Origin of the sequence: Bosea sp. F3-2, from assembly GCF_008253865.1 — a bacterium.
Classification (GTDB): domain Bacteria; phylum Pseudomonadota; class Alphaproteobacteria; order Rhizobiales; family Beijerinckiaceae; genus Allobosea.
Genome location: NZ_CP042333.1, coordinates 91,011 through 112,658 on the forward strand (window position 1 = coordinate 91,011; position 21,648 = coordinate 112,658).

Sequence of the window (21,648 nt, forward strand, 5' to 3'; positions counted from 1 at the left end):
TCAAGGTCGCCTCAAATGCCCCTCGCCGGCAACGTTTCCGCATGGACATAGCCCAGCTCAAAACTCTAATCCACGTCGCCGAGCTAGGCAGCCTGAGCCGCGCTGCCGACCGCCTTAATATCGTCCAGCCCGCGCTGAGCCGTCAGATTCGCCAGCTTGAGACCGAGCTCGGCGTGCCTTTGTTCGAGCGTCATGGCCGCGGGATGGTGATCACCGACATCGGTCGGGAGGTGCTGGAGCACGCGATCCGCATCCTCGCCGAGATGGACGCGATACGCACCACCGCGCGCTCCACGGGAACCTCATTGCGGGGCACAGTCGCTATCGGCACAACACCCACGGTTGCGGAAATCGTCACCGTGCCACTCGTCAAACGCTTGCGCGACGCGCATCCGCAGCTCAACGTTAGGCTGGCCTCGGCTTTTAGCGGCCACCTTCTGGACTGGCTTCAGCGGGGCGAGCTCGAACTCGCCGTCTCGTACGATCCCAAACCGATTCACTCCCTCAAAATCGTACCCGTCATGATCGAGGAACTGATGCTGGTTTCGGCGGATCCCGAGAGTTCCGTCGAGCCAGAGCCTCAACGCTTCTCGGCGCTCGCCAACGGCCCCTTGGTGCTCCCGAGCCCGCGCCACGGGCTGCGCACGATCGTCGACGAATGCGCCCGGAGGTCCGGATTCGAACTTCGGGCGCAGATCGAGGCCGACTCGCTGGGAGCCATGATCGACCTCGTTCGCAACGGTTTCGGAGCGACAGTCCTGCCCCTGGCCCCGATCTACGGCCTCGTCCAATCTGGAATCCTAAGGGTACGGCCACTCACTGACCCGACGCCGAGCCGCAAACTCGTGATCGCCTATCCGGCTGATAGACCAATCAGCCCCGCCGCCCGCTTCGCCGGTGAAACCTTCGTTCAGATCGCGGGCGATCTCGTCCGGAGCCAGGTCTGGCTGGGTCGCATGCTGACCAGCACGACGGAAGAGCGGGAAGCTACAACTAATGCCTAAAATCGATTAATCGAAAGTATTTTTTATCGCTTTTCGTGCCTAAAACACCAACTTAGTTTCACCCGATACTTTCTGAATCGGGGAAACGCCCGTGGTAGAGCTACGTCTTTCGGAAACGGTTTCCGCACTCAAGCCCTCCGCGAGGATAGCGGTCGTCAGCGTGTGCGCGAATTGCACGCAGCAGGCCAATATGTCGCCGACTTCCTCACCGGCGCAGCTGATTTCGATACTGCAGGGACAGGATGCGCCTCGGCCAAGCCGCCGGCCCCAAGACGCTGATAGACGCGATGACGTACTTATCAGCCAGATCACGCCCTGCGCGATTCGGCAGGAGGACGCTGCGCGGAGAGCGGCTGGCCGCGGATCTCGACGTGGCCCGCTACCTCCTCGACGTCGCCCATGCTGCGGCCTCGCCACATATCCAGCCGTCCTTCGCGACCTCGATGGAAGCAATCGATGAAGGCTGCGCGGAACGACCAAGAGTGCCGTGAGCTCTTCTGACCCCTTAGCCGCGAATCTTGAACTCGAACGGAGCAAGCCGATGGCTTCCGACCTGATAGACGCCTTCAAATCTGCCGCGACAGCGGTGATCAGCGACAATCTCGACCGTCTTCCGGGAGCGGTCGGGCTGCGGCCGTTCCATCGAGAAGGGCGCCTGGCCGGCCCGGCCTTTACCGTCCGCACCGCAGTAGGCGACAACCTATTCATCCACAAGGCGCTCGACCTAGTGAAGCCCGGCGACGTGCTGGTGGTCGACGGAGGAGGCGACGAAAGCCGCGCGCTGGTCGGTGAGATCATGGTGACGATCGCCCGGTCGCGCGGCGTCGCGGGCTTTGTCATCGATGGAGCTATCCGCGACGTCGGCGCCATCGCGAACGGCGATTTCCCCTGCTTCGCCCGCACAGCGATCCATCGCGGTCCTTACAAAAACGGTCCGGGCGAGATCGGCGTGCCCGTGACAATCGGCGGCATGGTCGTTCACCCCGGCGACTTCGTCGTCGGCGACCAGGACGGCGTCGTCGCCTTCTCGCCCGAAAAGGCGCCCGCACTGCTGGAGGCGGTGCGCGCGCAGGAGCGCAAGGAGGAGGAGATCATGCTCAGCGTCCGTGAAGGCCGCTATGCCGGCGCCTATGCGAAGGCTGCCAAGACGGGGTGAGCGTCTGAAGGCCCGCAGCGCAACGTCCGGTCGGCTTCGATGCCCACGGGTGATGGGCGGTTCGCCAGGGCCGTCCCTTTCGCGATCGCGATCGGCATGCGAACCGGCGGAAAACGCCTTCTGAAGCGGTCCGCGCAATGCGGGCGGGCGTCGAGGAACGACTGCTCCCGGCGATCATCCCGCCGATGGGTGAAATGAGTGGCATGCCAACGCCGGCCATGGAGTAAGCCAAACTGCATGACGGCGATGCCGGGAGCGCCCCCGATTACGGCCGCCGCTGCCCGGCAGCTGAGTTCTGTCACGCCCTTGAGACGCCCCTCCGGCTTCAGCGCCGCGCGGTCAACCAACGGCGCAGCGCGGCATTCACAGCGGTCGGGTTCTCGATTGGGGTCATATGGCCGCTATCCGCGATCCGGACAAGTTCTGCGTGCGGCACCAGCGCAGCCATCGCCTCGTGATCGGCATAGGGCGTCAACGCGTCGAATTCGCCCGCGAGGATCAGGACGGGGCAGCGTAGCGCGCGCAGGACGTCGGCGCCGTCTTTGCGCTCGACGTTGTTTTGCCGCACGAAAACCTCAAGCCCTAGCCGCTTCGTCATCCCGCGAATGCGCGAGACGATCGCCTCGTCTCCAAGATGGCTGTCGGCGAGATAGGTCTGCAGCAGCCGGTCCCCAAAGCCATGGAACTTGCCGGGCGCCCGGGCCGCCTTGTCAAGCGCCTTGCGCACGGCGGCACGGTCGGGGCTGTCCGCCCGGATCGAGGTATCCAGCAGCGCGAGCTGCTCAATTCGCTCGCTGGCCATGCGCGCCATCTCGACCGCGACATAGCCGCCGAGCGAGAAGCCAGCGAGGGCGAAACGCGAAGGCGCCCCGGTGAGCACCTGCGCGGCAAGTTTCTCCAGACTTTCGCCCTTCGTGATATCCGCGACGATGCAGTCGGCGATGTCCGACAACGCCGCGATCTGGTCGCGCCATAGCTCGCCATCGTTGAGCAGGCCAGGGATGAGCACGAGCGGTGGCAGTGCCATCGGTCGTTTCTTTCAGATCAGCGTGACGAGCAGATCCTTTGTGTCGATCTGATCTCCGGCCTTGACGAGGACTTCTGCGACTTTGCCGTCGCGGTCGGCGTGGAGTGAAGTCTCCATTTTCATGGCCTCGATCGACAGCAACACATCACCGGCCCTGATCGCCTGGCCGGGCGCGACGGCGACCGTAGAGATGACGCCTGGCATCGGCGCGCCAACCTGGCCCTGATGGCCGGCTTCCGCCTTGCGCCGGACGGCCCGGCTGGCAACCCGGCTGCGGTCCGGGACTTTGATGATCCGCGCTTGGCCGTTGAGTTCGAAGAAGACCTTGACCATGGCCTGCTCGTCGGGCTCGGCCGTGGCCTGATGTTGGATGACCAGCGACTTGCCGGTGTCGATCTCCGGCAAGACCTCCTCGCCAACCGAAAGCCCATAGAAATAGGCGGACGTCGGCAAGGTGCTGACCGGACCGTATTTTTCAGACGCCGCCGCGAAGTCGACGAAGACCTTCGGGTACATCAGGTAGGAGGCGAACTCCGGATCGCTGAGCGGCCGGCCGATCTGCGCCTGCGCCACCCCGCGTTCGCCGGCGAGGTCTGCATCTGGCAGCAGCGAACCTGGGCGAACCGTATAGGGCCGCTCTCCTTTGACGGCCTTGGTCCGCAACGCCTCGGGCCAGCCGCCCGGCGGCTGGCCGAGATCGCCCCTGAGCATGGAGACGACCGAGTCGGGGAAGGCGATGTCTTTTTCCGGGTTCTCGACATCGGCGACCGAGAGGTCCTGACTGACCATCATCAGCGCCATATCGCCGACGACCTTCGAAGACGGCGTCACCTTGACGATGTCGCCGAACATGCGGTTCGCATCGGCATAGGCCTGCGCCACCTGATGCCAGCGCGTCTCCAGCCCGAGTGAGCGCGCCTGCTCCTTGAGATTGGTGAACTGGCCGCCCGGCATCTCGTGCAGATAGACCTCCGACGCCGGCCCCCTTAGATCGCTTTCGAAGGCCGCGTACTGGTTGCGCACCGCCTCCCAATAGAAGGAGATGCGCCGGATCCAGGCCGGGTCGAGGCCGGCTTCGCGCCCCGATCCCGCAAGCGCCTCGACGATCGAGCCCAGGCAGGGCTGCGATGTCCCGCCCGAGACCGCGTCCATCGCCGCATCGACGATATCGACGCCCGCTTCGACCGCCGCCAGCACGGTCGCCGCCGCTATGCCGGAGGTATCGTGGGTGTGGAAGTGGATCGGCAGGTCGGTGGCCTCCCGCAGCGCCTTGAAGAGCTGGCGCGCCGCAGCGGGCTTCAGCAGGCCGGCCATGTCCTTGACCGCGATCAGGTGGGCGCCCGCCTTGTCCAGTTCGGACGCGAGGTCGGCGTAGTAGCGCAGGTCGTATTTGGGCCGGGCGGAATCCAGGACGTCGCCGGTATAGCAGATCGCCGCCTCGCAGAGCTTGCCCTCCGCGATCACCGCGTCCATGGCAACGCGCATGTTCTCGACCCAGTTCAGGCAGTCGAAGACGCGGAAGAGGTCGATGCCACCCTGCGCCGCCTGACGAATGAAATAGCGCACAACATTGTCAGGATAGTTCTTGTAGCCAACGCCGTTGGCGCCGCGCAGCAGCATCTGCAGGAGGATGTTGGGGGCGCCCTCGCGGATTTTCGTCAGGCGCTCCCACGGGTCTTCAGTCAGGAAGCGCATGGCGACGTCGAAGGTCGCCCCGCCCCAGCATTCCAGCGAGAACAGGTTTGGCAGGGCGCGCGCATAGGCCGGCGCGATGCGAGCGATATCGTAGGTCCGCATCCGCGTCGCCAGAAGCGACTGGTGCGCGTCGCGCATCGTCGTGTCGGTGACGAGGACCGGCTTCTGCTCGCGCACCCAGCGGGCGAAACCGTGCGGGCCGAGCGCGTCCAGCTTTTGGCGCGTGCCGGGAACGATCGGCGCGTCGCTGAAGGGCGTAGCCGGCGCCGCGGCGTTCGCCAGCGGCCGCACCCGGTCGCGCGTCTCAGGATGGCCATTGACGGTGACGTCCGCGAGATAGGTCAGGAGCTTGGTCGCGCGATCCTGCCGCTTCACCTGCTGGAACAGCTCCGGCGTGCTGTCGATGAAGCGGGTCGTGTAAGTCATCTCCGCGAAGGCGGGATGGCGGACGATCGCTTCTAGGAAGGTCAGGTTGGTCGCGACGCCACGGATACGGAACTCCCGCAGCGCGCGGTCCATGCGTGCGATCACTTCGCGCGGCGTCGGCGCCCAAGCGGTGACCTTCTCCAGTAGCGGGTCGTAGTAGCGGGTGATCACGGCGCCGGGATAGGCGGTGCCGCCGTCGAGGCGGATGCCGAAGCCGGAAGCGGCACGATAGCCCGTGATGCGGCCGTAATCGGGGATGAAGTTCTGCTCGGGATCCTCGGTCGTGACGCGGCATTGCAGCGCGTGGCCGTTGAGGCGGATCTCGGCCTGCGGCGGTACGCCCGAGGCATCGGTGCCGATCGCGTGGCCCTCGAGGATGTGGATCTGCGCCTTGACGATGTCGATGCCGGTGACGAGCTCGGTAACGGTATGCTCGACCTGGATGCGCGGATTGACCTCGATAAAGTAGAACTTGCCACTGTCAGCATCCATCAGATACTCGACCGTGCCTGCGCCGACATAGTCTGTCGCCCTGGCGATCCGTAGCGAGTAATCGGCGAGTTCGGCCCGTTGCGCAGCGGTGAGATAGGGGGCGGGCGCGCGCTCGATCACCTTCTGGTTGCGCCGCTGGATCGAGCAATCGCGCTCGAAGAGATGCACCGCGTTGCCATGGGTGTCGCCGAGGATCTGGCTTTCAACATGGCGCGCGCGCTCGACCAGCTTTTCCAGATAGACTTCGTCCTTGCCGAAGGCGGCCTTAGCTTCGCGGCGGGCCTCGGTCACCTCGCGGGCGAGATCAGCAGGGTGGCGGATTGCGCGCATGCCGCGCCCACCGCCGCCCCAGGAGGCCTTGAGCATCACCGGATATCCGGTCGCCTCGGCCATCCTCGCGACCTCGGCTGGGTCGTCGGGAAGCGGCTCCGTCGCCGGGACGACGGGAACGCCGACCGAGATTGCTAGGTTGCGCGCCGCGACCTTGTTGCCGAGCTCGCGCATCGTCTTCGCGCGCGGGCCGATGAAGGTGATGCCGGCCGCGTCGCAGGCCTCGACGAATTCGGGGCTCTCGGAGAGCAGCCCGTAGCCTGGATGGATAGCGTCCGCGCCCGACAGCCTGGCGACCCGGATCACTTCGTCGATCGACAGATAGCTCTCGATCGGCCCCATCTCCTTGTGGAGATGCGGGCCGCGCCCGATCCGGTAGCTCTCGTCCGCCTTGAAACGATGCAGGGCGAGCTTGTCCTCTTCCGCCCACACCGCGACCGTCCTGATCCCCAACTCGTTCGCCGCACGAAACACGCGGATCGCGATCTCCGAACGGTTCGCGACAAGAATCTTCGTGATCGCCTTCGGCATCGCGGATTCCTCTTGATCTTTAGGCGTGGTCGAGCCGCCGGCTTGCGATTAGGACAGATCGCATATGAGCCGGCGGTTTGCTCAAAAATAGCGATAAGATTTTATGCAATAAGATCGCTTTTTTCGATGGGCGGCCAGCGTTCTACTTCCCCGCTCTGGCGATCTCGGCGGCGAGTTCGGGGAGAACCGCGAACAGGTCGCCGACGAGGCCGTAATCGGCGATCTTCTTCAGCCGCGATCTCGTAGAACGGGTTCATCGACATCTTGACGTTGGCGAGTTCGACGCCCGAACCGTCCGCCTTCACGCGGATCTTCACGTTGTAAGCAACCGACCGCTTCACGGGCACCAAGATCTTCATGAGGACTTGCTCCGATACGGAAGTGATTTCGGTTCAGATTTCGGACTCTTCGGCCCCTGCCCGCTTGAGAATGGCGCGGGCGCGGATACGGACCGGCTCGTCGACCATGCCACCGTCGACTGCCGCTGCGCCGTCCCCGCTAGCGAGGACCTTCCGCGCCCAGGCGATCTCGGCCTCGTCCGGCGCGAAGCCGGAGCGGATGGCGTCGATCTGGCGCGGGTGGACGCAGAGCTTTCCGCCGAAGCCCATATCGCGCGCATGACGCGCATCGTTCGAGATAAGTGCAGCATCGTTCAGCGCCGTCGTCACGCCGTCGATCGGCGCGACGAGCCCAGCCAGCCGTGATGCCAGCACCAATTCGTTGCGCGCGGCCAGAAGCGCCTCGCGGCTATGGGCGCAACCGAGATCGGCGCAGAAATCGATGCTGCCGAAGGCGATCCGGACGACGTTCCGCATGGCCGCGATGCGGCGGGCATCGGCCAGCCCCCGCGCGCTCTCGATCAGCGCCACGACCGGAACCGGCGAGGCCTCGCACAATACCGCGAAGCCCTCGCCTCCCTCGGCCTTTGGCACGACCACCGCGGCGAGCCCGTTGCCCGGCAACGCAGCCATGTCCGCCTCGTGCCAGGGCGTGCCGACGCCGTTGACGCGCACCAGGATGGGCAAGGAGGAGAAGCCACAGCGCAACGCCGCCCGCGCCTCATCCTTAGCCTCGGCAGCGACGGCGTCCTCGAGATCGACGATGATCGCGTCGGCCCCGGCGGCGGCGGCCTTCTCGAAGCGGTCCGGCCGATTGCCCGGGACGAAGATCGGCACGAGGAAGTCGAGCGACGCGCTCATGCCCATTGAGCCTCAGCGGCCATGCAGAGCGGCCCGTCCTGCTTGGCAGTCCAGAGCTTCAGCCGCTCGCCATCATCGCTGGCATGAAGCGCGAAGGCATCGTCGTCGAACAGCGGCGACAGGCCGCGGAAGCTGAAGCGCTTCGGCGCCGCGCCGCGCAACTCGCTCGCATAATAGTAGAGCAGCGCCGCCTGCATCGGGCCGTGCACAATCAGGCCAGGATAACCCTCGACCTCGGTGACGTAGCGCCGGTCGTAATGGATGCGGTGGCCGTTGAAGGTCAGCGCCGAATAGCGGAAGAGCAGGGGCGCCTCGGCCCTCATAGGACGCTGATGGGCGCCCTGCTCGGCGGCCGGAGGGACCTTGCCCGCTCCGCCGGGCGCTTCGAGCCCGCGATAGACGATGTCCTGCCGCTCCTCCAGTACGAGTTCGCCATTGGCCTCGACCCGATGCTTCACCGTGACGAAGCAGAGCGCGCCGGTGCGGCCCTCCTTCAGCACGACGTCCTCGATGCGCGAGATGCGCCGGGCCTCGTCGCCTACACGCAGATCGCCGCGGAACGCGAAGGCGCCGCCGGCCCACATGCGCCGCGGCAGCGGCACTGGCGGCAGGAAACCGCCGCGGGCGGGGTGTCCGTCCGGCCCCAGCTTGGCGGTCGGGGCAGCGGGTTGCGCCAGGCAGAAATGAATCAGCCGCGGCACGATCTCGCCGGCCTGCGGCGCTTCGCCCGGGAAATCCATGGTCGCGTGGTATTTGCGTGCGAGATCGGCGCTGACGATTTCAGTGCCGACATCCTCGCGGCCGATCCAGCTCCGCAGATGCGCGATGTCGAGGGTGGAAGTCTCGCCGCTCATGAAGCGTGCCTTTCCTGCTCGTTTAAGGCCGCGTGCTCGCCGATCGCGGGCACCGCGCCGTAATCGCGTTCGACGCCAACCAGTATCGGCGCTGGCGCCGGGAAAGAGACGGGCCCGACCTCCGTCTGGACGGTGATGCGCCGCAGATGCGGATGGCTGGACAGCGCCGCCATGTCGTTGACCGAAGCGAAGGCGACGTCAACCTTCGTCAGCAGGTCGCGCGCCTGCGCCTCGTCCAAGGCGGCGAAGGCTTCGGCGACCACGGCGTCGGTCGCGGCGCGGTTGTTGACGCGCGCGACGTTGCTGGAAAAGCGCTCGTCGGTGCCCAGCGCCGGGTGGCGCAGGAACTCGGCGGCGAACTTCACCCATTCCCTGTCGCTCTGGATCGAGATCAGAATCTGCTTGCCCTCGCGCGTCGAGAAGACGCCATAGGGCGCGATCGAGGGATGGGCGAGACCCAGCCGCTTCGGCGGCTTCCCGCCCTCCTGATGCAGCAGCGGCACGGTCAGCCAGTCTGCCATCACGTCGAACATCGAGACGCGGATATCGGCGCCCTCGCCGGTGATGCTGCGCGCGATCAGCGCCTCGAGGATCGCGGCATGCGCCGTCGCGCCGGTTGCGATGTCGACCATCGAGATACCAACACGCGCCGGCTCCTCGGGCCCGCCGGTGATAGAGGAGAGACCGGATTCGGCCTGGATCAGCAGATCGTAGGCCTTGCGCTCGGCATAGGGGCCGCTCTCACCATAGCCGCTGATTGAGCAGGAGATCAGGCGGGGATGGCTCTTGCGCAGCGTTACCGGCGCGAACCCCTGCCGCCCCAGCGCCCCGGGCTTGAGATTCTGGACGAGCACGTCGGCCTCGCCAAGCAGCTCACTCAGGGTCAGCTTGCCCTCTGGCGACGCGAGATCGACCACGAGCGATTCCTTGCCGCGGTTGAGCCAGACGAAATAGCTGCTCAGCCCCTTGGCGACATCGTCGTAGCCGCGCCCGAAATCGCCTTCGACGCGCTCAATCTTGATGACGCGTGCCCCGGCATCGGCGAGGCGCGAGGTGCAGAACGGGGCGGCGACGGCCTGCTCGATCGCGATGACGACGAGCCCTTCGAGCGGAGAGCGGGCGCTAGCCATCAGAACGACCTCGGCAGGCCGAGCACATGCTCGGCGACATAGGACAGGATCAGGTTGGTCGAGATCGGCGCGACCTGATAGAGCCGCGTCTCGCGAAACTTGCGCTCGACATCATATTCGCAGGCGAAGCCGAAGCCGCCATGGAACTGCAGGCAGGCGTTGGCCGCCTCCCAGGACGCCTTGGCGGCGAGATACTTCGCCAAATTGGCCTGGGTGCCGCAAGGCAGTTGCGCGTCGTAGCGCCGGCAGGCCTCGTAGCGCATCAGGTTCGCCGCCTCGACCTCGATGAAGCTCTCGGCAATCGGGAACTGCACGCCCTGGTTCTGGCCGATAGGCCGCCCGAAGACGACGCGCTCCTTGGTGTAGTCGGTCACCTTGTCGATGAACCAGCAGCCGTCGCCGATACACTCGGCGGCGATAAGCGTGCGCTCGGCGTTGAGGCCAGTGAGGATGTATCTGAACCCCTGCCCTTCCTCGCCGATCAGGTTCTCGGCCGGGATCTCAAGGTTGTCGAAGAACAGCTCGTTGGTCTCGTGATTGACCATGTTGAGGATCGGCCGCACCTCGAGGCCCTTGCCGACCGCCGCCTTCAGGTCGACCACGAAGATCGACAGGCCTTCCGATTTCTTCTTGACCTGGTCGAGCGGCGTTGTACGGGCCAGCAGGATCATCAGATCGGAATGCTGGATCCGGCTGATCCAGACCTTCTGGCCGTTGATGACGTAGCGGTCGCCCTTCTTCACCGCTGTCGTCTTGATCCTCGTGGTGTCGGTGCCGGTGGTCGGCTCGGTCACGCCCATCGACTGCAGCCTCAATTCGCCCGTCGCGATCTTCGGCAGGTAGCGTTGCCGCTGCTCCTCCGAGCCATGGCGGATCAGCGTGCCCATATTGTACATCTGGCCGTGGCAGGCCCCGGAATTGCCGCCTGCCCTGTTGATCTCCTCCATGATGACGGAGGCCTCGGTCAGGCCGAGGCCCGACCCGCCATACTCCTCTGGAATCAGGGCGGCCATCCAGCCAGCTTTGGTCAGGGCTTCGACAAACTCCTCGGGATAGTCGCGCGCCTCGTCGACCTTGCGATGATACTCGGCGGGAAACTGTGCGCAGAGATTACGGATCGCGTCCCGGATATCGTCGAAACCCTCGCCGGCAGTCGTCTGCATCGGTGCTGTCCTCAACCCAGAATCGTCTTGTCGCCAAAATCGTCTTGTTTCGAATATCGGGCCGCCTGAGAGCGGCCCGGAAGCGTCAGCGCAGCACGAAGGGGTCCGGCACGCCCTCTGCGAGATTGATCCAGACGCATTTCGTCTGGAGATATTCGTCGATGGCGTGCTGGCCGCTCTCGCGACCGACGCCACTCTTCTTGTAACCCCCGAACGGCGCCAGGAAGCTCACCGCGCGATAGGTGTTAACCCAGACCGTTCCGGCGCGGATTTTGTCCGCCATGGTGATGGCGCGGCGGATGCTCGAGGTCCAGACGCCTGATGCCAACCCGTAGATCGAGTCGTTGGCGATCTCGATGGCGTGCTGCTCGTCCTCGAAGGGGATGATCGAGAGAACCGGTCCGAAGACCTCCTCGCGCGCGATCCGCATCTCGTTGGACACGTCGCCGAAGATCGTCGGCTCGACGAACCACCCCTTCGCCAGCTCGGGCGCCTCGGGCCGCTTGCCGCCGAGCAGGCAGCGCGCGCCCTCGCCGCGGGCGACGTCGATATAGCCCAGCACCTTGTCGCGCTGCGGCAGGGTGGTTATCGGCCCGACCTGGGTAGTCTTTTCCATGGGGTCGCCCAATCGGGCCGTCTTCGCGAAAGCGACGACCCTCTGGGAGACCTCCTCGTAGACCGAGCGCTGCACCAGCAGGCGCGAGCCGGCGATGCAGGTCTGGCCCGACGCCGCGAAGATGCCGGAGATCGCGCCCTTCACCGCGTCGTCGATATTGGCGTCGGCGAAGATTATGTTGGGCGATTTGCCGCCGAGCTCCAGCGTGACGTGCTTGATGTGCTTGGCCGCGCTCTGATAGACGGCCGCTCCCGTCGCGTCTCCGCCGGTGAAGGCGACCTTGGCAACCTTGGGATGCGAGACTAGCGCATTGCCGATCTCGCCGCCAAAGCCGGTGACGGTATTGACGACGCCTTCCGGAAAGCCGGCCTCCTTGAACAACGCCATCAGTGCGAGCGTCGAGCAGGAGGTAAACTCGGAGGGCTTGATGACGATGGTGTTGCCCGCTGCCAGCGCAGGCGCAAGCTTCCAGGTCAGGAGTAGCAGCGGCGAGTTCCAGGGCGTGATCGCGACCACGACGCCGAGCGGCTCGCGCTTTGTGTAAGTAAACATCTCGGGCTTGTCGGTGGGGATAACTCCCCCTTCGATTTTGTCCGCGAGGCCGCCGAAATAATGGAACCATTCGGGAATGTAGCGGAGCTGCCCAGCCATCTCGGCGAGCAGCTTGCCGTTGTCGCTGACCTCGATCGCGGCGAGCTTGTCGGCGTCGCGCGCGATCAGATCGCCGAGGCGCCGCAGCAACTTGCCGCGGGCCGTGGCGGTCATGTCGGCCCAGGGACCCTTGACGAAAGCGCCGTGGGCCGCGTCGACTGCCGCATCGGCGTCGTCGACGCCGCAATGCGGCACCTCGGCCCAAGGCTCGCCGGTGAACGGGTTCATCGAGGCGAGCCAGCGCCCGGTCGAGCTGTCGCTCTCCCGGCCGCCGACCGTGTTGTGGAAACGGACGAGCTCCGCCATGGTCCGTGGTCTCCGCGCCTTCAGATCGGCGCCTGGCCGAGCGCGGCCCGGAAGCGATTCTTGATGTAGGGGCCGTCACGCGGCGGTAGCACGCGCGGCGGGTTCTCCGGCTTGATCTTCACGGTCGCGAACTTGGTGCCGTCGCGGGCAGACAGGCGCGGCTTAAGGTCGTCGACGCCGGCCATGTCCTTGATAACCGAAGTCCAGGAGAAGCCGCAGGTCTCGGCAACGCGCTCCAGGTCGATGCCCCGGCCGGCATGGCTGACCTGCATGCCGGTCTCGCCGAAATGGCCGTTGTCGAGCACGACGATCGAGAGGTTCGCCGGCTTCTGCAGCGCGATAGTGGCGATGGCACCGAAGCCCATCAGCATCTCGCCATCGCCGGTGATGACTACAACCGACTTCTCCGGCTGCGCCTTGGCGAGGCCGAGCCCGACCATCGCTGCGCTGCCCATGGCCGCCCAAAGATAGTAATTGTTATCGTGGTCGCCGGCGGCCATGACGTCATAGGAAGCCGAGCCGAGGCCGGTCACGACGAGCAGGTCCTTGCGGCCCACCAAAAGCTTGGCGACTACCTCGCGGCGATCGAGCGTCCCGCCTTTCACTTGACCCATTTCTTCTCTCCGATCAGGCGCTGGCCCAGCAGCAGGGCGCAGGCGGAATCGCCGTTGAACGCCATGGTCGCGGCGCCGTGCAGCAGGGGCTCGACCTCCTCGGGCTTGTCCGCCCGCCAGGTCAGCACACCCATTAGATTCAAGGCCTTCTCGGTCACCTGCCCCATCGGGTTCTGCCACGCATTGAACTCGGCCCAGTCGCCGCGCATGGTCACGACCATCAGCAGCGGAAACTTCGCCATCGCCTGCAGCGCCAGCGTGTTGATGCAGTTGCCGACGCCACTCGACTGCATCAGCAGCGCTCCCTTTTCGCCGCCGAGCCATGCGCCGGCGAGGTAGCCGATGCCCTCCTCTTCCGTGGTGAGGACGACGGACTGAACCTCGTTGTCCGCCTCAGACATCTTGATCGCCGTCGAATGGCCGGCATCCGGCACATAGACGACATGTTTGACGCCATGGGCCTTCAGGACGGAGAAGACATCGTTCTGCCAACTGAGTTCCGCGTTCTGCGCCTGTTCGGCCGCACTCATATTGATCTCCCGAAGATCCTCGATGGTCACACCGTTCGGCGTTGCTATCGCCGATGATCCGACAAAGCGAATAGCTAATTGAACGATGAGATATGCCCATCTGTAATAGCTCAGCAGCGACCTGCTCAGCCGCTTCGTTCAACGGATGAGCGACATGTTCTCGTCGATGGCTAGGTCAGCGTCGAGATAGCCCTGACGGCCAAGGTTCGTCATAGTCCAAGCTGAAACGAAGGTGGTCGCCTCCATGAACGCCACTTAGATACGGTAATACTGCTCTACGCCGCTCCATCTCAGAAAACGCTGCGTATCCCGCCGACCTGCGGAAGGTCGCAGTCGCCACTGCATTAGCAGAGCCATCATCGAGCGTCCGAACCGCAGGCGGGAAAAGATCCGCCTTTCGCGAGCCCAGAGGGCTGCTGGCTGAGTATGAAGCATACTACGGCAGCCGACATGAGATGCTCGCCAGCAAGACGTTAAGCCCCGCAGAGACGACCAAGAATCTCTGCGTGTGTTGAGACAAAAATGACCGATATCCATCCGGATATCGGTCATCAAGTTGGAGATATCCAATCGCCGGAAGGATATCTCGTCGGGGAGAACCGACCTCGTAAATAACCTGGATCAGCGAATGAGCTTACTGATCGTTCTGAATGCCTCGTTCTCCGAACTGCCGAGCCATTCGAATAAAACCATCTCGCTTGAAACGATGTTAATGCCCAGAGAAGCCGCCCGTCGAAATGCTAGATCAATATTTGTCGCGCTTCTGGAGCTCACGGCATCGGAAACCACGAAGGTCTCATATCCGCCGCGGTGCAGGTCGATTGCGGTCTGAAGGACGCAAATATGCGCCTCCAGACCGCAGACGACAATCTGCTGTCTGCCAATTCCCGATAACCGCCGCGCAATCGCTTCGTTCTTCAGGCACGAGAATTCCCGCTTCGGCAGTACATCGTCGGCTTGGAGATACTGCAATACGCGTTCGTCGCTCCGCCCAAGTCTTTCGGGGTTCTGCTCCGAAACAATGACGGGAATCTGCAGATGCCCGGATGCCTTCAGGATCGTCGTTATGTGGTGCGCGACCTTGTCGGGCTCCTGCACGACGTTGAGGAGTTTGACCTGCGCGTCGATCACCAAGACGGCGGAGTGGGCTCGGGCTAGCAGCATCGAAGGCCTGTTCCTCCCTGGCGGGTCTATAGAACGAAACGAAGGTTTCAGCCGACCTTTGCGGCCAGCCGCTCAGCCACCTTGTCGATGAAAGTTTCGGTCGAAAGCCATGCTTGCTCGGGCCCGACCAGCAACGCGAGATCTTTGGTCATCTCGCCACTCTCAACAGTCTCAAGGCACGCAGCCTCCAAGTCGGCCGCAAACTTTGAAAGCTCTTCGTTCGCATCCAGCTTCGCTCGATGAGCCAAACCACGGGTCCAAGCAAAGATTGAGGCAATCGAATTGGTCGAGGTCGCCTGGCCGCTCTCATGCTGTCGGAAATGTCTAGTGACAGTGCCATGCGCAGCTTCCGCTTCGAGTGTCTTGCCATCCGGAGTGATGAGGACTGAAGTCATCAATCCGAGTGAACCATAGCCCTGCGCGACAGTATCGGACTGCACGTCACCATCGTAATTCTTGCAGGCCCAGATATATCCGCCGGACCACTTGAGTGCCACCGCGACCATGTCGTCTATAAGGCGATGTTCGTAAGTGAGCCCAGCGGACTTGTATCGGTCGGCGAACTCGGTCGCAAACACCTCCGCGAAAATATCTTTGAAGCGGCCGTCATAGACCTTCAGAATTGTATTCTTGGTGGAAAGATAGACCGGCAGTCCACGCTGGAGTCCGTATGCTAGGACGGTTCTCGCGAATTCAGTAATGGATGCGTCGAGGTTAAACATGCCAAGCGCAATACCTGGTCCATCTCCTTTGAATATCACTCGCTCGATCTCGGCACCGTCGCTTCCTACGAACTTCAGGCTCAGTGTTCCAGAGCCGGGGAACCGGAAGTCGCTCGATTTGTACTGATCAGCGAAAGCATGTCGGGCGATAACGATAGGGCGGGTCCAGCCGGGAACGAGGCGGGGAATGTTGCGACAGATGATCGGTTCGCGGAAGACGACGCCTCCAATGATGTTGCGAATCGTACCATTCGGTGAGCGCCACATGTCCTTGAGGCCGAACTCCTTCACCCGCGCCTCGTCTGGGGTAATCGTCGCACATTTTACGCCGACATTGTAGCGTTTGATTGCTTCGGCTGCATCGATCGTGATTTGATCGGAGGTTTCATCTCGCCTCTGAATCGAAAGATCATAATATTTCAGGTCGATTTCGACGAAGGGGTGGATCAGCCTGTCCTTGATCATCGCCCAGATAATTCGGGTCATCTCATCACCGTCGATCTCAACGACAGGATTGATGACTTTAATTTTCTGAATCATAGCTGATTTCCTACGTCTTTAATTTTCGTCAGTCGGCGTTCTGCATTTGCGATCAAGCAAGCTTGCCGACGCGAGTAATTTCCATGGCGGGGCGAACCAGTGATAAGATCCGCGAGGCCTGAATTTTTTCCAAATCTCCGATCGCTTCGAAAGCAGCTGCGGCACTTTCACCGATATAGGGTTCAACCAAGGCTTGAAATTTTTGCCAGACCTCTTCCGATGTTACGAAGTTATCCGGCTCGCCCTTCGGGCTTGAGACGAACTCGTGCAGCGTTTCCCCCGTCTTGAGTACCATCGTCACGGCGCCCGCAAACCGACGTGGAAAGAGGGCCTCGACTTCCGGATCCTGAACGACTGACACGTGTGGCATGAACTGGCGAATGGCGTGATCCTGCAGCCAACGGTCATAGCTACCCCAGCCCATTCCCCCTTCCGCCAGGGCCACCGCCGCAAGGAAGGGCATGGAGAACTGACCCTCCACGGTGGTCGCGGCGGCGCGCTTCTGTTCGATCGGCTTTCCGACTAGATCGATGCCCTTGCGGGACAGCCCGCAAGTGATTTCCAGGACGTCGTCAAGTTTCAGCGAATGCCGTTCGCGAAGACTTACGATGGCGTCCATGGCCGCATGCGCGAAGCGGCAGGCCGGATAGGGTTTGATGGCGATCTCGGCAGCCTCCCAGACCTGCCCGAGGCCTGCCGCGGCTATATCGATATTTGGATTGGGAGCATGCGCATGGAGAAAGCCTGCCGTCCCCTCGATCGCGCGCGAGGCGCCTCGGAAGCCCTGCCGCGCCAGCGTGGCGGCGAGCAACCCGGCGGACGCGGCATGCCCGACCTGGAAGGCTTTGGTCCAAGCCCCGTTCTCCAAAAACTGCATGGAACCGGCGGCCTGACTGAGCACGATCCCGAACGCGTCCGCCACTTGCGCGGGCGAAAGGCGCATGATTCGCGCCGCCGCGGCGGCAGCCCCGAATGCCCCGCAGGTTGCCGTGGGGTGGAAGCCGCGATCATAATGGTCGGCCGGGTTGAGCGCCTTGCTAAGCCGGCAAAGCACCTCGTAGCCTGCGATGATCGCTGGCACCAGATCGGACCCGTCCGCACTCTCCATTTCGGCGGCCGCCAATGCAGCGGCCAGCGTGGTGGCGGAAGGGTGCAAAGCTCCCGCGGCATGCGTGTCGTCGAAATCAAGCGAATGGATCAGCGTTCCGTTGATCATCGCGGCCGCCATCGGCGAATATGCGTCAAGGTCTCCAAGCACCGCGCACCGCCCTTCCGCAAAGCCCAGCTTTCTCACCGCGCGCACCAACGGAGGATACGCAGCCGATTCATGCCGGGCACGCACCGCGATCCCGATGGAGTCGGCGACCAGAATTGTCGTGCGTTCGCGGACATCCGCAGGGATATCTCCGAGCCGGAGGCCCGACACGAAATCAGAAAGACGGGAAGTGATCTCGCTCACGTCGCACCTGCTCCGTTGATCGTCTCGGAGGGAGCGACTGCCACCACCGATCGTGCAGCCCCTAAGGCGGCCAGCGTCCTTCGCGAGCGACAATCAGCCGGCCCCGCGCATTCCGCTGAGTGAAAATCGTCGTGTCTTATCTTGATCAACGATCATCGATGCTCGCCGTAACAAGCGTATCGATTACCGCTCTCGCAAGGCCGCCTTGGATGACTGCTATGTGGAATAGGCTGTGAAAGCCGCGGCGCCGGCACGAGCCCGCCAGTCGGTCTTCACGTTGACCAGAGCGGGCTGACCACGGTCCACCGCCTCGAGCGCGCGCCGGAGCGCGGCCGCGAGGTCTCCGGGCTCCTCGACATATTCGCCGTGCCCACCCAGCGCCGCCGCCATTTGGTCGAAGCGCGTATAGCCCAGATCGCGGCCCGGCTTCTCCTTCTTGGGATCGGCTGTCCAGCCGCCATTGAGGCTGATCACCACGAGCAGGGGCAGGTGATGGCGAACGGCGGTGTCGAACTCCATCGCGTTCAGCCCGAACGAGCCATCGCCGTGAAGGACGACGACACGGTTTCCGGGCTTCGCCACCTTGGCGCCGATGCCGAAGGGCATGCCGACGCCCATCGTTCCGAAGGTTCCTGAATTGAGGCGGTGCCCCGGGGTGAAGCTCGGGATCGCCTGCCGGCCGTAGTTCAGGATCTCCTGCCCGTCGACCACCAGAACGTCGTCGCGTTTGAGAATATCCCGGACTTCCTTGCAGAGCCGCATCGGGTGGATGGGCGTCGACTCGTCGGCGAGCGCCGCTTCCTGCTTGGCGGCGCGTCCGCGGTTGTCGGCATCCAGTACGTCGCGCCAAGCGGCGAACTGCTCCGGCGACACGGCCCCGCTCACGGCGTCGACGAGTTGCTTCAAGACGATCTTCGCATCGCCTAGCAGGCCGAGATCGAGCCTGGTGCTGCGAGCCATCTCGTTCGGGTCGACTTCGATGCGAACGATCTTGGCCTCGCCGTTGAAGCGCGGCGGCGCGGCATGGTTGATCACGTAGTTCATGCGCGTGCCGATCACGAAGATCAGATCGGCGTCCTTGAACGCCATCGACCGGGAACCCGCGAAGAACATGGGGTCGTCCTCGGGCACTGCGCCGCGTCCTTGCGGCGTCGTGTAGAACGGGATGCCGGCCTTTCCGACGAAGTCGCGCAGTTCCCGAGAAGCGTCGGCCCATAGGACCCCGCTCCCGGAAATGATGACCGGCCGCTTCGCCGCTTTCAGAAGTTCGACGGCCCGCGCGATCGCGGCGGGGTCCGCGCCGCTGCGCTCGTGCGCTTGCGACGTCCATGGCTGAGCCGGCCAGCGCACGGTCGCTTCGTCGATCTCGCGATAGAGAACGTCTCCCGGCAGATCGAGATAGACCGGTCCGCGGCGTCCGGACATGGCTTGCCGCACCGCCATGTCGATTATCTCGGGAATGCGCTCAGTCTGCGAGACACGTTCCGCCCATTTTGTGCACGGCTTCATCAGCGAAAGCTGGTCGAACTCCTGGAAAACACCGCGCCCGGCCCCGCTGATGGGGCTGGAGCCCCCCAGCGCGAGCACCGGTACGCAATCGACCAGCGAATGCGCGAGCCCGGTCACCAGATTGGTGGTACCCGGCCCGGACGCGGCCATGCACAAACCCGGCTTGTTGAGAAGGCGCGCATAGGCATGGGCGGCCATCGCCCCGGCCTGCTCGTGCCGCACGTCGATGGCGCGCAGGCCCTCGGAAATGCAGCTTCTCTCAACGCCGTACATAGGCTCGCCCATGATGAAGAAGAATGCGTCGAACCCGTGCCGCTTCAGCGCCTTGGCGACGAGTTCAGAGCCAGTGATGCCCATGGTTCTATGCGGCTCCAGAATGAGGTGAACGGTTCAGATCGCGCCTTCGGCGCGCAACTCGGCGATGTCCTGCTCGCCGAGGCCGAGCACCTCGCGATAGACCTCGGCGCTGTGCTCGCCGAGCGCCGGAGAGGCTTCGATCTTCACATGGCTGTCGGACATCTTCACCGGCCAGCCCGGCATTACGAAATCACCGCGCTGGTGGTGCTTGACCGTCACGAAGATTTCCCGCTCACGCAGATTGGCATCCTCGGAGAGCTCCATCGTGTCGAACACGGCGCCCGCCGGCACGCCGGCGTCGCCCAGCATCCGCATGACGTCCTCCTTGGAATGCAGGGCCACCCAAGGCGCGACGATGGCGTCGATATCCTTGACGTGATCGGCGCGCCCCTGCGGCGTCGCGAACCGGGGATCGGTCTTGAACTCCTCGCGTCCGATCACCTCCAGAAGGCGGTGCCAGTGCATGTTGCTGGCGCGGGAGCTGTAGATGTAGCAATAGTCGTTCGGGCCACCGCCCTTACAGGGATAGACCTCGCTCGGCGCCGTGGTGCCGAGGACGACCTGGTTGCCGTTCCGCTCGCAGGCTTTTCCGTGCAGCGACTGGGCGGCATAGGCGATGCGGCAGAAATTGATCATCGCGTCCTGCATCGCGACCTGGATACGCTGTCCGCGCCCGGTGCTCTCGCGCTGATACAGCGCCGCCAGGATGCCGATCGTGCAGTGCAGCCCGGTGCCCGTGTCGCCGAGCGTAGGGCCGGGCTTCAAAGGCCGCCCACCCGCCTCGCCGGTGATGCTCATGATGCCGCCGGTGGCCTGGCCGATCATGTCGAAGGCGAGATAGGAAGCGAAGGGACTGTCGGAGGCGAAACCCTTGATCTGAGCATAGACCAGCCGGGGGTTGATCGCTGACAGAACCTCGTAGGACAGGCCGAGCCGCTCGATAGCGCCGGGCGCGAAGTTCTCGATGAAGACGTCGGCGTTGCGGACCAGGTCGAGCAGGATCTTGCGGCCCCTCTCGTTCTTGAGATTGACGGTCACGCTGCGCTTGTTCGCGTTGAGCAGCATGAAATAATAGGAATCCATCCCCGGCTTGTCGGTCGACGCTCCGCGCCCCTGCTCGCCTCCGACCGGGTTCTCGACCTTGATCACGTCCGCGCCGAGCCATGCCAGAGCCAGGGTGACCGAAGTGCCTGCTTCGAACTGGGTCAGATCGATGACCCGTACGCCGCGCAGAGCGGGAGCGCCGCTCATTCCGCCTTGCGGATTGAGCATAGAGGCCGCGTTGTCGATCTTGTTCATGCTTCTACTCTGCTTTCTTCGTCAGTTCGAACGTCATAAATTCACACCCAAAGCAAAGTCGCTAATAAAGAAACCACATAAGAGTTATGATCTGATCAGGAATTTGCCTGTTCAGACGGCCCAATCGGTCTCGAGAGCGTCGATTTCCCGGGCCAGGATCCGGGCGGGGGCACCGTCACCGCCGACGATATTCAAGGCTGCGCACATGACCTCAACCAGCTTGCCGCGAAGCGGCGCGAGATTGGTGAGATGCTCGGCGATGAGCACCCCGTTCACCAGCAATTCGCGATGGATTGGGAAGTCGAAACCTTCCGGACGCTTGCTCACCGGGAGATCCGGCGTCGGGATGTCGAGACCGAGCAGTTTGACCTCGTGATCGACTATCCATCGGGCGGCATCGAGGCTGAGCGCCGGGTGATCGTCGTCATAGCTCCGCGTCCCCACGAAGCGGTGCCAGCCGGTGTCCAGAAGCAGGATATCCCCGCGGCGAAGGCGCGGCGCCAGCCCCGTCAGATGCAACGGCTCGATGAGGTCGGCGCCCTGCAAATCCACCGGCCACACGATGCCCCGCCCGTTCAGTCTCTGCAGCGGCACGTCATCAAGGGCCGGGGCGTCGAGGAAAAAGTGGCGGGGCGAATCGAGATGGGTGCCGATATGCACCACCATCTCCATCCGCGTGACGTTGAGCTGATCCGCCGGAAGCCGGCGGATCAGCTCGAAGACGGGCTTGGGAAAGGTCGGGACTTTCGGCATGTCGGGATGGAGCGGATGCGACAGGTCGATCCACTCGCCCTTCGGCGCGAGTAGGGCCGAACCCGTTGGCGCCTTCCACCCTTTCCAGCCATAGCCTCGCCGGACCTGACAATCGCACATC

17 protein-coding genes and 1 pseudogene are annotated in these 21,648 nt (G+C 63.7%); 2 read left to right on the forward strand and 16 right to left on the reverse strand.

The window, feature by feature from the left end:
* Window positions 1-41: 41 nt before the first annotated feature.
* Both FQV39_RS32440 and FQV39_RS32445 read left to right on the forward strand, forming a co-directional pair.
* Window positions 42-1,004 carry a LysR family transcriptional regulator gene (locus FQV39_RS32440; RefSeq protein WP_149134574.1) on the forward strand — a complete coding sequence of 321 codons (963 nt, stop codon included), beginning with the start codon at window positions 42-44 and terminating at the stop codon, window positions 1,002-1,004.
* A gap of 487 nt (window positions 1,005-1,491) precedes the next feature.
* Complete coding sequence (locus FQV39_RS32445; protein ID WP_282570368.1) at window positions 1,492-2,160, forward strand: RraA family protein; 669 nt, start codon at window positions 1,492-1,494, stop codon at window positions 2,158-2,160.
* 325 nt (window positions 2,161-2,485) lie between these two features.
* Here the strand turns inward: FQV39_RS32445 and FQV39_RS32450 are convergent, their stop codons facing one another.
* From FQV39_RS32450 to FQV39_RS32525, 16 genes and pseudogenes are all read right to left on the reverse strand, one after another.
* Complete coding sequence (locus tag FQV39_RS32450; protein WP_187640417.1) at window positions 2,486-3,187, reverse strand: alpha/beta fold hydrolase; 702 nt, start codon at window positions 3,185-3,187, stop codon at window positions 2,486-2,488.
* Window positions 3,188-3,199: 12 nt separating this feature from the next.
* Window positions 3,200-6,661 carry a pyruvate carboxylase gene (gene pyc, locus FQV39_RS32455; RefSeq protein WP_149134576.1) on the reverse strand — a complete coding sequence of 1,154 codons (3,462 nt, stop codon included), beginning with the start codon at window positions 6,659-6,661 and terminating at the stop codon, window positions 3,200-3,202.
* 203 nt (window positions 6,662-6,864) lie between these two features.
* A pseudogene (locus FQV39_RS32460) lies at window positions 6,865-7,020 on the reverse strand (electron transfer flavoprotein subunit beta/FixA family protein); the annotation flags it as partial.
* 33 nt (window positions 7,021-7,053) lie between these two features.
* The gene (locus tag FQV39_RS32465; protein ID WP_149134577.1) at window positions 7,054-7,860 is read right to left on the reverse strand and encodes an HpcH/HpaI aldolase/citrate lyase family protein; all 807 of its coding nucleotides are present in this window, start codon (window positions 7,858-7,860) and stop codon (window positions 7,054-7,056) included.
* Window positions 7,857-8,714, reverse strand: coding sequence for an HTD2 family dehydratase (locus tag FQV39_RS32470; RefSeq protein ID WP_149134578.1), 858 nt, complete (start codon window positions 8,712-8,714; stop codon window positions 7,857-7,859). The genes FQV39_RS32465 and FQV39_RS32470 overlap by 4 nt, the downstream gene beginning before the upstream one ends.
* Window positions 8,711-9,844 (reverse strand): CaiB/BaiF CoA transferase family protein, encoded by a 1,134-nt coding sequence (locus tag FQV39_RS32475; protein WP_149134579.1) that lies wholly within the window; start codon window positions 9,842-9,844, stop codon window positions 8,711-8,713. Before FQV39_RS32475 ends, FQV39_RS32470 begins: the two co-directional genes overlap by 4 nt.
* Entirely contained in the window at window positions 9,844-11,007 is a 1,164-nt protein-coding gene (locus FQV39_RS32480; protein ID WP_149134580.1) for an acyl-CoA dehydrogenase family protein, read from the reverse strand. The genes FQV39_RS32475 and FQV39_RS32480 overlap by 1 nt, the downstream gene beginning before the upstream one ends.
* Window positions 11,008-11,092: 85 nt before the next feature.
* Window positions 11,093-12,580 carry an aldehyde dehydrogenase gene (locus tag FQV39_RS32485; RefSeq protein ID WP_149134581.1) on the reverse strand — a complete coding sequence of 496 codons (1,488 nt, stop codon included), beginning with the start codon at window positions 12,578-12,580 and terminating at the stop codon, window positions 11,093-11,095.
* 20 nt (window positions 12,581-12,600) lie between these two features.
* Window positions 12,601-13,194 carry a thiamine pyrophosphate-dependent enzyme gene (locus tag FQV39_RS32490; RefSeq protein ID WP_149134582.1) on the reverse strand — a complete coding sequence of 198 codons (594 nt, stop codon included), beginning with the start codon at window positions 13,192-13,194 and terminating at the stop codon, window positions 12,601-12,603.
* Window positions 13,182-13,724: a thiamine pyrophosphate-binding protein gene (locus FQV39_RS32495; protein ID WP_149134583.1), complete on the reverse strand. Its 543-nt coding sequence runs from the start codon at window positions 13,722-13,724 to the stop codon at window positions 13,182-13,184. Before FQV39_RS32495 ends, FQV39_RS32490 begins: the two co-directional genes overlap by 13 nt.
* Window positions 13,725-14,345: 621 nt before the next feature.
* Window positions 14,346-14,888 carry an isochorismatase family protein gene (locus FQV39_RS32500; RefSeq protein WP_149134584.1) on the reverse strand — a complete coding sequence of 181 codons (543 nt, stop codon included), beginning with the start codon at window positions 14,886-14,888 and terminating at the stop codon, window positions 14,346-14,348.
* Window positions 14,889-14,935: 47 nt separating this feature from the next.
* Window positions 14,936-16,147, reverse strand: a complete 1,212-nt coding sequence (locus tag FQV39_RS32505) for an NADP-dependent isocitrate dehydrogenase (RefSeq protein WP_149134677.1) — start codon at window positions 16,145-16,147, stop codon at window positions 14,936-14,938.
* A 55-nt stretch (window positions 16,148-16,202) separates the two neighbouring features.
* Complete coding sequence (locus FQV39_RS32510) at window positions 16,203-17,609, reverse strand: MmgE/PrpD family protein (RefSeq protein WP_149134585.1); 1,407 nt, start codon at window positions 17,607-17,609, stop codon at window positions 16,203-16,205.
* Between the two features lie 216 nt (window positions 17,610-17,825).
* Window positions 17,826-19,475, reverse strand: a complete 1,650-nt coding sequence (locus tag FQV39_RS32515) for a thiamine pyrophosphate-binding protein (protein WP_149134586.1) — start codon at window positions 19,473-19,475, stop codon at window positions 17,826-17,828.
* A gap of 33 nt (window positions 19,476-19,508) precedes the next feature.
* The gene (locus FQV39_RS32520) at window positions 19,509-20,774 is read right to left on the reverse strand and encodes a CoA transferase (RefSeq protein ID WP_149134587.1); all 1,266 of its coding nucleotides are present in this window, start codon (window positions 20,772-20,774) and stop codon (window positions 19,509-19,511) included.
* 111 nt (window positions 20,775-20,885) lie between these two features.
* Entirely contained in the window at window positions 20,886-21,647 is a 762-nt protein-coding gene (locus tag FQV39_RS32525) for a cyclase family protein (protein WP_149134588.1), read from the reverse strand.
* Window position 21,648: the final 1 nt, after the last annotated feature.

What these genes read in the sequence shown, in the direction of transcription:
- FQV39_RS32450 (WP_187640417.1), bottom strand. Translation starts at nt 3,187, where the DNA reads ATGGCACTGCCACCGCTCGTGCTCATCCCTGGCCTGCTCAACGATGGC.
- FQV39_RS32495 (WP_149134583.1), bottom strand. Translation starts at nt 13,724, where the DNA reads ATGAGTGCGGCCGAACAGGCGCAGAACGCGGAACTCAGTTGGCAGAAC.
- FQV39_RS32490 (WP_149134582.1), bottom strand. Translation starts at nt 13,194, where the DNA reads ATGGGTCAAGTGAAAGGCGGGACGCTCGATCGCCGCGAGGTAGTCGCC.
- FQV39_RS32525 (WP_149134588.1), bottom strand. Translation starts at nt 21,647, where the DNA reads ATGTGCGATTGTCAGGTCCGGCGAGGCTATGGCTGGAAAGGGTGGAAG.
- pyc (WP_149134576.1), bottom strand. Translation starts at nt 6,661, where the DNA reads ATGCCGAAGGCGATCACGAAGATTCTTGTCGCGAACCGTTCGGAGATC.
- FQV39_RS32500 (WP_149134584.1), bottom strand. Translation starts at nt 14,888, where the DNA reads ATGCTGCTAGCCCGAGCCCACTCCGCCGTCTTGGTGATCGACGCGCAG.
- FQV39_RS32520 (WP_149134587.1), bottom strand. Translation starts at nt 20,774, where the DNA reads ATGAACAAGATCGACAACGCGGCCTCTATGCTCAATCCGCAAGGCGGA.
- FQV39_RS32515 (WP_149134586.1), bottom strand. Translation starts at nt 19,475, where the DNA reads ATGGGCATCACTGGCTCTGAACTCGTCGCCAAGGCGCTGAAGCGGCAC.
- FQV39_RS32470 (WP_149134578.1), bottom strand. Translation starts at nt 8,714, where the DNA reads ATGAGCGGCGAGACTTCCACCCTCGACATCGCGCATCTGCGGAGCTGG.
- FQV39_RS32465 (WP_149134577.1), bottom strand. Translation starts at nt 7,860, where the DNA reads ATGAGCGCGTCGCTCGACTTCCTCGTGCCGATCTTCGTCCCGGGCAAT.
- FQV39_RS32440 (WP_149134574.1), top strand. Translation starts at nt 42, where the DNA reads ATGGACATAGCCCAGCTCAAAACTCTAATCCACGTCGCCGAGCTAGGC.
- FQV39_RS32480 (WP_149134580.1), bottom strand. Translation starts at nt 11,007, where the DNA reads ATGCAGACGACTGCCGGCGAGGGTTTCGACGATATCCGGGACGCGATC.
- FQV39_RS32475 (WP_149134579.1), bottom strand. Translation starts at nt 9,844, where the DNA reads ATGGCTAGCGCCCGCTCTCCGCTCGAAGGGCTCGTCGTCATCGCGATC.
- FQV39_RS32485 (WP_149134581.1), bottom strand. Translation starts at nt 12,580, where the DNA reads ATGGCGGAGCTCGTCCGTTTCCACAACACGGTCGGCGGCCGGGAGAGC.